This is a genomic window from Mesorhizobium sp. URHB0026 (assembly GCF_054059755.1).
In genome coordinates, this window is record NZ_JBSSCN010000001.1 from 3,428,243 (window position 1) to 3,440,763 (window position 12,521).

Annotated in this window: 12 protein-coding genes; all 12 read right to left on the reverse strand. The window is 62.9% G+C overall.

What is annotated here, in order from left to right:
• Nucleotides 1–259 precede the first annotated feature (259 nt).
• Nucleotides 260–829, reverse strand: a complete 570-nt coding sequence (locus ACVWWD_RS16685) for a DUF1254 domain-containing protein (protein ID WP_352548139.1) — start codon at nucleotides 827–829, stop codon at nucleotides 260–262.
• Nucleotides 822–1,406 (reverse strand): DUF1214 domain-containing protein, encoded by a 585-nt coding sequence (locus ACVWWD_RS16690; RefSeq protein ID WP_457103205.1) that lies wholly within the window; start codon nucleotides 1,404–1,406, stop codon nucleotides 822–824. Before ACVWWD_RS16690 ends, ACVWWD_RS16685 begins: the two co-directional genes overlap by 8 nt.
• A 109-nt stretch (nucleotides 1,407–1,515) precedes the next feature.
• Complete coding sequence (locus tag ACVWWD_RS16695) at nucleotides 1,516–3,669, reverse strand: transglycosylase domain-containing protein (RefSeq protein WP_352548142.1); 2,154 nt, start codon at nucleotides 3,667–3,669, stop codon at nucleotides 1,516–1,518.
• Nucleotides 3,670–3,872: 203 nt separating this feature from the next.
• Entirely contained in the window at nucleotides 3,873–5,129 is a 1,257-nt protein-coding gene (locus tag ACVWWD_RS16700; protein ID WP_457103206.1) for a Zn-dependent hydrolase, read from the reverse strand.
• Nucleotides 5,126–5,974: a BtpA/SgcQ family protein gene (locus ACVWWD_RS16705; protein ID WP_023771570.1), complete on the reverse strand. Its 849-nt coding sequence runs from the start codon at nucleotides 5,972–5,974 to the stop codon at nucleotides 5,126–5,128. Before ACVWWD_RS16705 ends, ACVWWD_RS16700 begins: the two co-directional genes overlap by 4 nt.
• Nucleotides 5,971–6,882 carry a ribokinase gene (locus ACVWWD_RS16710; RefSeq protein ID WP_352548147.1) on the reverse strand — a complete coding sequence of 304 codons (912 nt, stop codon included), beginning with the start codon at nucleotides 6,880–6,882 and terminating at the stop codon, nucleotides 5,971–5,973. Before ACVWWD_RS16710 ends, ACVWWD_RS16705 begins: the two co-directional genes overlap by 4 nt.
• Nucleotides 6,883–6,885: 3 nt before the next feature.
• A complete protein-coding gene (locus ACVWWD_RS16715; protein ID WP_023771572.1) occupies nucleotides 6,886–7,656 on the reverse strand; it encodes a glutamine amidotransferase in 771 nt (256 codons plus the stop codon).
• A gap of 30 nt (nucleotides 7,657–7,686) precedes the next feature.
• On the reverse strand, nucleotides 7,687–8,775 hold the full coding sequence (locus tag ACVWWD_RS16720; RefSeq protein WP_352548149.1) for a phosphotriesterase family protein: 1,089 nt from the start codon (nucleotides 8,773–8,775) through the stop codon (nucleotides 7,687–7,689).
• A 1-nt stretch (nucleotide 8,776) separates the two neighbouring features.
• Nucleotides 8,777–9,796 carry an ABC transporter permease gene (locus ACVWWD_RS16725; protein WP_352548151.1) on the reverse strand — a complete coding sequence of 340 codons (1,020 nt, stop codon included), beginning with the start codon at nucleotides 9,794–9,796 and terminating at the stop codon, nucleotides 8,777–8,779.
• Nucleotides 9,793–10,593, reverse strand: a complete 801-nt coding sequence (locus tag ACVWWD_RS16730) for an ATP-binding cassette domain-containing protein (RefSeq protein WP_435053045.1) — start codon at nucleotides 10,591–10,593, stop codon at nucleotides 9,793–9,795. The genes ACVWWD_RS16725 and ACVWWD_RS16730 overlap by 4 nt, the downstream gene beginning before the upstream one ends.
• Before the next feature lie 92 nt (nucleotides 10,594–10,685).
• On the reverse strand, nucleotides 10,686–11,627 hold the full coding sequence (locus ACVWWD_RS16735) for an ABC transporter substrate-binding protein (protein WP_023771576.1): 942 nt from the start codon (nucleotides 11,625–11,627) through the stop codon (nucleotides 10,686–10,688).
• A gap of 132 nt (nucleotides 11,628–11,759) precedes the next feature.
• Complete coding sequence (locus ACVWWD_RS16740; RefSeq protein WP_023771577.1) at nucleotides 11,760–12,377, reverse strand: cupin domain-containing protein; 618 nt, start codon at nucleotides 12,375–12,377, stop codon at nucleotides 11,760–11,762.
• Nucleotides 12,378–12,521: the final 144 nt, after the last annotated feature.

The window sequence follows — 12,521 nt, forward strand, 5'->3', positions numbered from 1 at the left end:
GGTACTGTCTTTCGTGCCGCGTGCGGCACCGGCCAATCGAGCCAAGCAAACCACCGAAATACCGGCGGCTGTGATCATATTTCCCGGCATCCGTTATGAGCGGTCCAGCACCGGCGAAGCCCGGCTTGCAGGGCCAGACAAGCCGGGGTCGCCACGGACGCCAGTCCCCCATCACTGAGCAGCCCCCACTGAGCTTTGCTGAAGCCATGGTGCGGTCCGTCAGGCCCTCTGCTCCGGATCCGCGATCGAGGATCGCGGCTTAGAAATCCTGCAACTCGCAGGAACTCTGATCGAGAAAGCGCGACACGATCGGCTTCCAGCTCTCGTCGGGTACGAAGCTGCGGATGACGAAGATGCCTTCATCGACGGGCGCCTCGACGAAGATCGCTCCCTGAAGATCCTCGGGCAGGTCCTTGCGCACGTCGATCATCTGCGCCGGCGTCAGCACGACGGCATCCAGCTTGCCGCCCGCCGCCGTGTGGTCGTTGAAGGAATAGATGTTGTGACCGCTGCGGTCATAGACCGACACCGACCAGAACGGGACGTCTCCCGGCGCCTTGATCCGGACCATTCCTTCCTCGAGGTCGAAGCGGCAGGCCGTTGCGTAGAACAGCGGGTCGACCGATTTCACCACCGGTGCGCCGCCCGCTTCGGCATCGAGCCGGTTCATCTTGTAGAGATCCGAAGCCATGGAGAGACGCGACCAGGCGTCGCGTTCCGAAAATTCCGGCACCAGAAGCAGGACGACAATGTGGACGATGCCGGCGCCGACGAGGCCGAGCAGGATGGCGTGCAGAAGCCTGCGCAACGCGGAACGCAATCTACGCATCGCAGCCCGCCTTGACGATCCTGGGCAGCGAAACGTCTGACAGGCCGGTGCTGCTGGCGATCGGCGTGTCGTAGAGGGTCAGGACGAAATACATCCGTCCAGAACTGTCGGTCAGCAGCCAGTTGCCCGGCATGGGTTGATGGCCTACGGAAATAATCACGGAATTGTCCGGTTGGCGCAGCACCTCGTAGGACTGAAGAGCCGCAAGCCGCGATTTGCCGGTCTCGACGACGCCGAGCGATTGATCGGCGGCATAAAGCGTCCAGAACCGCGCTGTCGGAAACCCGCCCTCGATCCTGTAGGCGCATTCCCGCTTGAGCTGGTCGCCGGCGGCATCCTTTTCAGCCACGAAGGACAGGCCCTCGGCGCGACCGAGCGCCAGCACGCCCTCACGGGCCACGCGGGCCTTGGAATAGGGGTCCGCGGCCGGTGTGCCGATGTCGGGGAAGGCAGTCCACTGGCCGATCCTGATCGCGCCGACACCGTCCTGGATCTTCAGCGCATACCAGACGCTGGCGCCGCCCCCGCCAATGGCTATGGCAAGCGAAATCAGCATCAGGAAGGCGTTCTTGAGCATGAAGGGCCAGGTGCGCGCGGAATTGCCGTTCGGGGATATCGCGGTGCGGGGCCTTGTGGCAAGCAGGCGTGATGGATTTGCCTGTCGGTCTTGTCTCAGCGGGCGGATATCACAGCGCCGACAACGTTTCGGGTGGAGCGGGGGCGTCGAGTTTGGGGGCCGCCTGGAACATCTGGCTCATGTCCCGCAACGTCTGTGTGGTCCGACTGGACAGCACCGGCGGCCGCTCGGCGGCGGCATCGGCCGCTGCCTGCTCCTCGCTCTTCTTCTGTGCCTCGGCGGCCTTGGCCGCGACCTCCTCGTCGACGAAGGGCTTGTCGATCCCCGGGATCGGCTTCAGGTCGATGTTCTGGTGCGCGTAGACCATCAACCGCTGCCACACCATCGCCGGCAGCGAGCCCCCGGTCATGTTCTTGGTCGGGGTGAAATCGTCATTGCCCAGCCACACGGCCGCCGTGTAGTTGCCGGTGAAGCCGACGAACCAGGCATCGCGGTAGGATTGCGTGGTGCCGGTCTTGCCGGCAACGACGATGTTGGGAATTTGCGCCCGCCGCGCCGTGCCCATCACCGGCACGGCCGCCAGCATGGTGTTCATCGACTTCAGGGCCTGCTCGGACAGGACGCGATGCGGCGGCGGCGCGTCCTTGGTCCAGTCATACACCACGTCGCCGGTGCGGGTTACGAGCTGGGTGATGCCGTGCCGGGAACCGACGAAGCCGTTCTGAGCGAACACGCTGTAGCCCGTCGCTTGGTCCATCACCGTCATGCCCGAGGTGCCGAGCACCATCGTCTTGTGCCCTTCGAGCGGCGATTCCACCCCAAACGATTCCGCCAATGCCTTGATCGGCGCGATGCCGAGATGGTCCTTGGCCAGCCGCACAGGCACGGTGTTGATCGACTTGGCCATCGCCATGATCAGCGTGATGTTGCCCGCCGACTCGCCGCTGTAATTGTGCGGCGACCAGTTGCCCCAGCTGATCGGCCCGCCAGAAATGATCGAGTTCGGCGTGAAGCCGTGTTCCATCGCCGTGGCATAGACATAGGGCTTGAACGACGAGCCGGTCTGGCGCAGTGCCTTGGTGGCGCGGTTGAACTGGCTGGCGCCGTAATCGCGGCCGCCGACGATGGCCCGCACCGCGCCATTGGTCTCGATGACCACCACGGCCCCTTCGGTGACGTTGTACTCCTTGCCGAACTGGCGCAGGTGGAACTCGACGGACTCCTCCGCCGCCTTCTGGATGTTGGCGTCGAAGGTGGTGTGGGCAACCAGCGAGTGCTGGCCGGGCTTGGCGATCTTCTTGACCTCGTCGAAGGCCCAATCGAGGTAGTAGTCGGGGCTCTTCTGTTCGCCGCGGTCGACGACGTCGGCCGGGTGCAGTCTGGCCTGCAGCACCTGGCCTTCGGTCATGAAGCCGGAATCGACGAGGTTGGACAGCACTACGTTGGCGCGCGCGCGCGCCGCCGGCAGGTTGATATGCGGCGCGTATTTGGTCGGGGCCTTGAACAGGCCGGCCAGCATCGCCGCCTCGGCAAGGTTCAGGTCCTTGACGCTCTTGCCGAAATAGAAGTCCGCCGCCGCCTCTATGCCGAACGTGCCACCGCCCATATAGGCGCGGTCGAGATAGAGCTGCAGGATTTCCTTCTTCGACAGATTGGCCTCCAGCCACAGCGACAGGAACGCCTCCTTGATCTTGCGCTCGAACGTGCGCTCATTGGTCAGGAACAGGTTCTTGGCCAGCTGCTGGGTGATGCTCGAGCCACCCTGGACGACCGAATTCGCCCGCACGTTCTCGAAGATCGCGCGCGACAGGCCGAGCACGTCGATACCGTAATGGTCGAAAAACCGGCGGTCCTCGGTGGCGAGCACCGCCTTGATGACATGGTCCGGCATCTCGTCGACCGGCACGGAATCGCGCTGGATGATGCCGCGCTGGCCGATCTCGTTGCCATAGCGGTCCAGGAAGGTGACGGCGAAGTCGCCCTGGGCGCGCCAGTCGCCGGTGGTATCCTGGAAAGCGGGTATTGCCAGCGCCAGCATCACCACCATGCCGCCGGCGCCGAGTGTAAAACCTTCGCTCAAAAGTTCGATGAAGCCGCGGCGCCAGCCCTTGAGACGGAAGCGCCGCGAGAAGATCGTCGCGGCCTCCCAGAACTGGCGCGCCTTGAACCCGATTTCATAGAGCGAGGAATCGAGCCACGCGTCCAGCGCCAGCAACCAGGCGGCGATCGGACCTCTTCTTCTGCGTGGTTCAGGGCTGACCATTCAAAAACCCGGCTCGGTTCTGGCGCGACCTGAAAACCGCAAGCGGGCAATTTCAGGGCGGCACCCTGTCCGACTATTCATCCATTTACGGACACTCACAAGGGCGGCGAGGACACAGGGGCACGGTTTGTTGATGCGAAGGGGCAGGGGAGGCCGCCGCGACTTCTAAAACAATGCGCCTGGCCGGTTTCAGGTCGCCGAGATCACCTTGTCCGGGTGGGGCGCGAGGCGGCTGCGATTGTTGCCTGCAGCAGGACCCGTGCGCCGATGATCGCGTCCGCCGGCTCCACATATTCCGCCTCATTGTGGCTCAGCCCGTCACGGCACGGCACGAAGATCATCGCCGTAGGCGCCACACGGGCGATGAACAACGCGTCGTGGAACGCGCCCGATATCATCCGTTTGTAGGTTAATTCCAGGGACTCGGCGGCATCCTCTATGATTTTGATCATATCGGGACAGAACGCTGCACCCGGCATGTCGAACGACCGCCTGATCGTTGCGGAGCAATGCTGGCCGTCCACCTCCGCGGCGCAGACCGCGCGCACCTCAGCCTCGATAGCATCGAGCCGCTCCAGCTGTGGATGCCGCAGATCCACTGTGAAGGTCACGGACTGCGGTATGGCATTGATCGATCCCGGCTGTGCCGATATCCGGCCGACCGTCAGTCGTGCGCTCGCGTCGAGCGGCATGATCGTCGTCTGCAGCCTGTGTATCGCGGCAATCGCGGCGACCATGGGGTCTCTGCGATAGGAAAGGCCAGTCGTGCCGGCGTGACCGGCACTGCCCTCGATGCAAACTTCCAGCCAGCGCGTGCCCTGAACGGCGGTGACGACACCGATCGGCGTCAGCTCTTTTTCGAGCGACGGCCCCTGTTCGATGTGCAATTCGATATAGCCGGATACAGGCATGCCGGTCGGGCGCAGCCTCGCTTCCGGCAAGGCCGCGATCGTCGCTTCGAGTTCCGTTGCGAGGGACGCTCCGTCGACACCGACGATCGATTTCCATGCAGCCGTATCGGTACCGGTGAAGGCCATGGAGCCCATGACGCCCGGCGCGAAGCGGCTGCCTTCTTCATTGGCCCATGCGACCACCTCGATCGGCCGCCTGGCTTCAATCATCGCGTCCTCCAACGCTTCAAGCACCTCGAAGGCGCAAAGCGTGCCGAGCGCGCCGTCGAAGCGCCCGCCGGTCGGCTGGCTGTCGAGATGGCTGCCGATCATGAGGGGCGGCAGCGCGGCATCCGAACCTTCGCGGCGGATGAAGAGGTTCGCGATGCCGTCCTGAAATATCGTGAAGCCGCGCATCAGTGCCAGTTGCGCAAGCAGGCGCCGGGCGCTGCGATCCTCAATGCTGAACGCCTGCCGGTTGACACCTCCGGCCGGTGTCGCGCCGATGCGGGCGAAGGCGTCGAGCCGTTCGAGCAGCCGCTCGCCATTGATCTCCGGCACCAAAGTCACCGCTTGAGGCCGCCTATGAAGGCTTTCACCCGTTGCGGATCGACCTCATTCCACCAGACTCCGTCATATTTCAGGGAACTGGCGACGATGACGCCATCGACGATGTCGAGGATGTCGTTGGCATTTTCAGGCGTGACTCCGCTGCCAACCAGCGTCGGCAATCCGGCCGCTTCCTTGATCATCCTGATATAGCCGAGGTCAGCGGCGTGGCCGGTGCGCTGGCCGGTGGCGATCACAGCATCGGCATCGAAGAACACCAGATCCTTGACCTGTTCCTCGACCGGCCGGTCGCCAACGATGGCATGGGCGCCATGCTTGACATGGGCATCGGCGAAGATGCGGATGCCATTGGCCCGAAGCTTGGCGCGAAAGCGCATGGCGCGCGCCGCTTCGCCTTCGATGAACCCCTCATTGGCGACATAGGCGTTGGCCCATTGATTGACGCGCACGAAGGCCGCGCCCGAGGCGCTGGCGATCGACAGCGCTGGAATGGAAGCATTGGCGAGCACGTTGATGCCAATCGGCCGGCCCAATTCCCCGCGAATACGGTCGGACACGACGGACATATAGGCGGAAGTTTCCGGCCCGATGTCATCCGGTTTGGCAAACGGCACGTCGCCGTGGTTTTCAACAATCACGCCATCGCAGCCGCCATCGAGATAAGCTTTGGCGTCGTCCAGGCCGCGCTGGTAGATGGCCTCCACCGCCTCGCCATCGTAGCGCGGCGCGCCCGGCAGGGGGGCGAGGTGAACGACGCCGATCACCACCTTGCTCCTGCCGAAGATCGACCGCAGCGCGTCGTCCGTGACTTGTTTGGATCCGATGGCTTTGGGGGATTTTATCATGCGGTTTCCGCTTCCGTCGTTTCCATGAGCGTTTTCATCTCCCGCCTGTCGGGGCAGGATTGGAGAGTGCCGGCGCGTCCGACCGAGATGGCCGCGGCGCGTACCGCGATCCGCGCCGCTTTGGCGAGGTCGATGCCTGCCGCAAGACAACCGGCGAGGCAGCCGCAAAAGACGTCGCCGGCGCCGCTGGTGTCTATCACGGCCACTTTGGGCGCCGCGATCCGTTGGATTTGTCCGCTACCGTAGGCCACCATGCAGCCCTGCGCGCCAAGGGTCACGATCGCAGCACCAGCCCCTTGTTGGATCAAAACGCGGGCCGCCTCGGCAGGCTCCGCGGCTTCGGTCAAAACTGCTGCCTCGCCGGCGTTGGCGATGACCAGGCCGACGTTACACAAATCCGGTGGATGACCGGCCGCCAGTGGGCTTGGATTGAAGATCGTCATGGCTCCCGCGGCGCGCGTGGTCCGCAGGCAAGCGACCGTTACATCCGGATCCAAATTGCCTTGCATCACCACGATGTCACCGCGTTCGATCGATTGCAGGAGATCGCTATTTGCCAGCGGATCGAAAGCCTTTGCGCAACTGGCGCCGGTAACGATGAGGTTCTCGCCACGCCCATCGACCATGACAGTCGATCTGTCGCTGGGCAGTGGCAGCATCGTCAGATGGCTGACGTCGAGCTCTCGGCTGAGTTGTTCTCTTATCCATGCTCCGGCGGCATCGTTGCCGATCGCCGCATGGAAGCGGACATCGGCACCGGTGCGGGCGGTGGCCACCGCTTGGTTCGCTCCCTTGCCGCCAAGTCCGTCAGCGTGTTCGGCAGCGTTCAACGTTTCGCCAGGCTGCGGAAACCGGTCCAACCGAAACGTCGTGTCGACGCAGACATTGCCGACGATATGGAGGTGCATAGCCTAATCCCTGGATGTCGCCCAGCCGAGCATCTGTTCGAACAGCGTCTTGTAGCCGTTCCAGGCGATGAAGCCCGGCGGCAGCCAGTGCGGGCCGACATCCGACGTCCAGGCCAACGTACGGCCCTTGCCGAATTTGCCGGTCACCAGCAGCGGCAGCGAACGGTAGTCGGAAGAAACGGTGGCCAGAACTTCAGCATCGTCTTTGACCGTGACCTCATTGAAGCCGAGCAGGATCGGCCAATCCTTGCCCAGACCTTGGAGGATCGGATGGCTCTGCGGGCCGACAACGACCGGCGCATAGCCCTCCGGAACCTCGATGCGGTCGTCCACCGGTAGGCAGGTGACCGGCAGAACATCCTCCACAGGGGTCTTGTGATAGCGCGCGCCGCCATTGATACCCTGGAAGCTGTAATAGCCGCCGAACATCAAGAGTCCGCCGCCATTGCCGACATAGTCACGTAGCAGGCGCAGCCGGTTCGGCGTCGGCTTGGAGTGGACCCAGGTGTCGGGATGAAGCAGAAGCGTGTTGGCGCCAATATCGGAAAGCACGACCGCGTCGTAGGCCGAAAGCGTCTCCATGGTCTGGGGAAAATTCCGCTGCGCCTCATGCGCTGGCATGAAGGTGACGTCGAATGGACCGTCCTTCAATGCGGCCAACAATTCGTCGGCGCCTGTGTGATAGGTCACGGTTGGAAACTGATCGAAGCCCTTGATGTGGGTCGCGGTCGAAACCCAGGACTCGCCTGCGAGAAGAACCTTCTTCCTGGACATGCATACTCCTTTATTGCTTAGGGCCGTGGCTCAGAGGCTCGCGGCGAACACGGTCTTTGGATTGTCGATGAGCATGCGGTCGATCTCCGTCTGCTCGACGCCATGGCGTTTCAGCCTCGGCACAAAATGCTTGAGGATGAAACCGTAGCCGAAGCCGCCGAAGCGGGTCAGCATGATCTTCAGGAAAACGTCCTGTGACAGCAGGATACGGTCGACCAGCCCCATGTCGATCAGCGAGCGGATCGCCTGCGCATTCTGCTCGTCGGACGGCGATTGCGCGTTCTGGTCGGCATAATAGAAATCCATGCCGATCATATCGTATTCCAGGAAGGCACCACGCGCGGCCAGGCTTTTCTGGTAGGCGAGATCGTTGTGGCTCGGGTTCATATGGCAAAGCACCGTATGCCGGAGATTCGCGCCTTCCGCCTCGATGATATCGAGCACGTCATGCGCTAGCCGCTCCCAGCCGGGCAGATGGATCGTCAGCGGCACGCCGGTGATCCTGGCCGCGCGCGCCGAAGCCCGCAGCGACTTGCGCTCCTCGTCGGTAAAATCCTTGCTGACGCCGACCTCGCCGATGATGCCGGCCATGATTTCGGGCTGCGTCTTCGCGCCGCCGACATCGTTGACCAGAAATTCGGTGACGTCGTCGACGTCCATCGCCTTCAGCCAATCGGGGTGGGTGTGCTGCAGGTAGAAGCCTGTTCCCATGACAATACGCAAGCCGGAAGAGCGGGCGATGCGCGCCAGCTTCACCGCATCGCGGCCAATGCCGATATTGGTGGCATCGACCACGGTGTGGCCGCCGAGCGCACGGTATTTCGCCAGTTCCGACAGGGCCAGGTCGCTGTCGTCGAGCGAGACGTTGTCGCGGTTCATGTAGGGGTTCATCCGCAGTTCGCCGATGATCTCCATGCTGACCGGCTGCTCGGCGATCTTCTTCTCGTCGGGATGGCAGGGGCATTTCCAGGATGTAGCGCCGTCGAGCAGGATATGCTCATGCATCAGCGTCACGCCCATATCGGCGATCGCGACCGGGCCGGTAACGGTCATCACCGTGCCGGAATGGACCCCGATCGGCGCCCGTTCCCTCGGCTTGTCGTCGAAAAGGTGATCCATGTCAGCGGCTCCGCACCGCGCCCTTGAACAGGCGGAAATTCAGCCAAATGGCAATGAGGATGATCGTACCGGTGACGATCGGGGTGAGGAACGGCGACATATGCGCCAGGATTAGGCCGTTGCCGATGACCGCGACGGTCAGTGCCCCGAGTACGGTGCCGATGATCGTGCCGCGCCCGCCGAACAGGCTGGTGCCGCCAAGCACCACGGCGGCGATGACGTCGAGTTCGAAGCCCTGGCCGGAGTTCGATGAGCCCGAACCGAGCCGGGCCGCGAGAATGATGCCGGCCGACGCTGCCGCCATGCCCGACAGTACATAGACGAACAGCGTAATGACGCGCGTGTCGACACCGGCGCGGCGCACCGCCTCTGTGTTGGCTCCGATACCGGTCACATAGCGGCCGAACGGCGTCTGGTTGAAGGCGAGGTAGGCGACAATCAGCACGACAAGGGCGAGCAGCGCCGGCACCGGCACTCCGAGGAACCACGCCCGGCCGATGCTGACGAAAAAGCTCGTCGGCTCGACCGGGATCGAATAGCCACCCGTGATCAGCAGCGCCACGCCGCGGATGACGGAAAGACCGGCCAGAGTGACGATGAAGGCCGGAATGCGCTCATAGGCGATGAAGAAGCCCTGCAAGGCGCCGATCGCCGCGCCCAGCGCCAGCATGGCGACGACGACGAGCGGCCACGGCAGGCCAGCGTGCAGCAGGACGGCTGACAGCGTCGCCGCGAGCGCCAGCACGGAGCCGACCGACAGATCGATGCCGCCGGTGGTGATAACAAAGGTCATGGCTGCCGCGACGATCAACAGCGGGGCCGACTGGCGGACGATGTTGAGCAGATTGGGCGTCGTCAGGAAGGTGCCGGTGATCATCGAAAACACCACGCACACTACGATGAAGAACAGCGCGATGGAGACGACACTGCCATTGGCCAGCGCGATATCCTTCCAGCCGTTCTTGCGGACGCGTTTGGACGACGGGGCCGCAATATCGGCCGACGGGGAGGTGGCGTTCATGGCTGTACCGCCTCATCACGGCTGGCGCGCGCCGAACGCGCGTTGAATTTCCGGCCGACGATCAGGTTGACGACCTCCTCGATGCTGGTGTCGCCGATTTTTCGTTCGGCGACGTTGCGGCCCTCATACATGACCTGGATACGGTCGCAGACCAGGAACAAATCCTGAAGCCGATGGGTAATCAGGATGACACTGACGCCGCGAGCGCTGACCGTGCGGATAAGCTCCAGCACCGCTTCGACTTCCGCCACGGCAAGAGCCGCGGTCGGTTCGTCCATGATCAGCACCGACGGATCGAAGGAGGCGGCGCGGCCGATGGCGATCGACTGGCGCTGCCCACCGGAGAGGTTCTCGACCTTGAGCCTTGTGTCCGCGATGACGATGCCGAGCCGGTCGAGCATGGTGCGCGTTTGGTCATGCATGCGCCTGTTGTCGAGAAACGGGACGCCGAGGACGTGGCGGCGCGGTTCGCGGCCGAGAAAGAGATTGCCCGCCACATCCACGGTGTCGCAGAGCGAAAGGTCCTGGTAGACCATCTCCACCCGTGAGGCGCGGGCATCCGCCGGCGACGAGAAAGAGACAGCTTTGCCGTCGATCTCGATGGACCCGGAATCCGGAATGACGGCGCCGGACAGGACTTTGCTTAGGGTCGATTTGCCCGCGCCATTGTCGCCGACCAGGCCGAGCACCTCGCCGGGCTTCAGCTGCAGCGAAACATCGTCCAGCGTCTGGATGGGGCCGTATCGTTTGGAAATACCGGTCATCCTGACGCGGTAGGTCTCGCCATCGCTCATCATGGTTCCAGTTCTTAAAGCGCGACATGTTCAATCGGTCGCCGGGCTGCGCAAGCAACCGTCAGGTCGATGCGCGGCCCGGCGGTCTTGGGATACTACTTGAACATGCCCTTGAACTGGCTGACATTTTCCTTGGTCACGATGGTGACCGGAACATTGATGATCGGATCGATCTTCTCGCCCTTCTTGAGCTTGCCGAAGGCCTCGATGGCAGCCTTGCCTTCGCCGGCCGGATCCTGCTGGACGACGGCGATGACCCAGCCCTCTTCTAGACCCTGTACCGCCGACTTGGTCAGATCCCAGCCGAATACCTTTACGTCGCCTGTACGGCCCTGGCTGGTTACGGCGGAAACCGCGCCGAGCAAGGCCGGCTCGCCAGTCGCATAAAGGGTCGTCATGTCGGCATTGGCCGTCATTAGGTTCTCGGAGGCTGACAGCGCCACGTCCTGTACGTTCTGGCCATCGACCGTATCTAGGAAGGTGACTTTCTGGCCGCTATCGGTGACGGCCTTCTTGAAGCCGTCGAGGCGCTGGTTCTGGATGAACGAATTGAGCGCGCCGACGACGCCGATCTTGGCGGTGCCGTTCAGCTTGGTCTTGACGTAGTCGGCATAGAATTTCCCGATATCTTCGCCGGCCTTGGTGTTGTCGACGCCGACGAAGGCGACGTTGTCGCCGTTCGGGATCTGCGCGTCGATGGCGATGACCGGAATGCCGGCGGCTTTTGCCGCTGTGATCGCCGGCTTCACGCCGTTGACATCGATGGCGACGAGGATAATGCCGTCGACCTTCTGGGTGATGTAGTTCTCGATCGCGTCGTTCTGCGCGCTCGGCACATTGTTGGCGTTGAAAATGACGAGGTCGACGCCGGCGGCCTTTGCCGCGGCCGTAGCGCCGTCATTGATCTGGTTGAAGAACAGGGCCTGCTGGTTGATGGTGACGAGCGCATAGGTCTCGGCCATGGCGGAAGCAGAGCCGAGGGCGAGGGTCATGGCGATGGCTGCGGCGCAGCCTGAAAGAATCTTGGTAAGACGCATTTCGGTTCCCCTTGATGTTGCAAAAAGGCCCTTGATCGGGCTCACTTGGCACTGAGCGCAAAGGGATAATTCAAGATACTTGATTTCTTGTCAAGTCACTTGAATTAGCAGCTTGAACGAAAGAAATGGGGATCAGAATGTCGCCGGCGTGTTGACCCAGAAAATGCTGGCGCGTTCATCGCCGACATTGCGATACCAGTGCGGCAGTTCGGAGTTGAAAACGAAGGAATCTCCGGCCGTCAGGCGAAACGTCTTTTCGCCGACCATCAGTTCGATCGCGCCCTCCAGGAGATAGCCGACTTCCTCGCCGGCATGCTGGATGGGGCCGGCACTTTCACCGCCTGCTTCGATATGGTGGATATTGCACTGCAGGAGATGCCCGGGCGAATAGGGAATGACGCGCTCGAGCGAAATGCCTTCGCCGCGCCGCAGCGGATCGAGAGCGATCAGCGGTCGCGACCCGGCCCGAAAGACGATGCCTTCCTCGCCGTCGGACTCCTCGAACATCCAGCCGATATTGGTGCCGAGCACCTCGACCAGCCGGTGAAGCATGGGCAGTGAGGGCGAGACCTTGCCGTTTTCGACCTTGGAAAGCAGGCTCTCGGAGCAGTTGGCGGCGGCAGCCAGCGCCTTCAGGGTCAGGCCGTGCGTCTGCCGGGAGAGTTTCAAGCGTGTGCCGAGCCGCAAGAGGCTGGTCGCGGTCGAGCGCTCGTCGCCGTGCTTGCTGTTATGGGTATCGATCTTGTTCATTGGGGTGCGCGAACATCTCCGCTGGTAGCGCTGACTCGTAAAACCGATCCCGGTCGTTGTCCATCCTGCGAAAAACGGACAGCGCGTCGTCGGATAAGGTCAAAGACCAATCCAGGGCCGCCGCCGCGCGCCTCTCCAATGCTC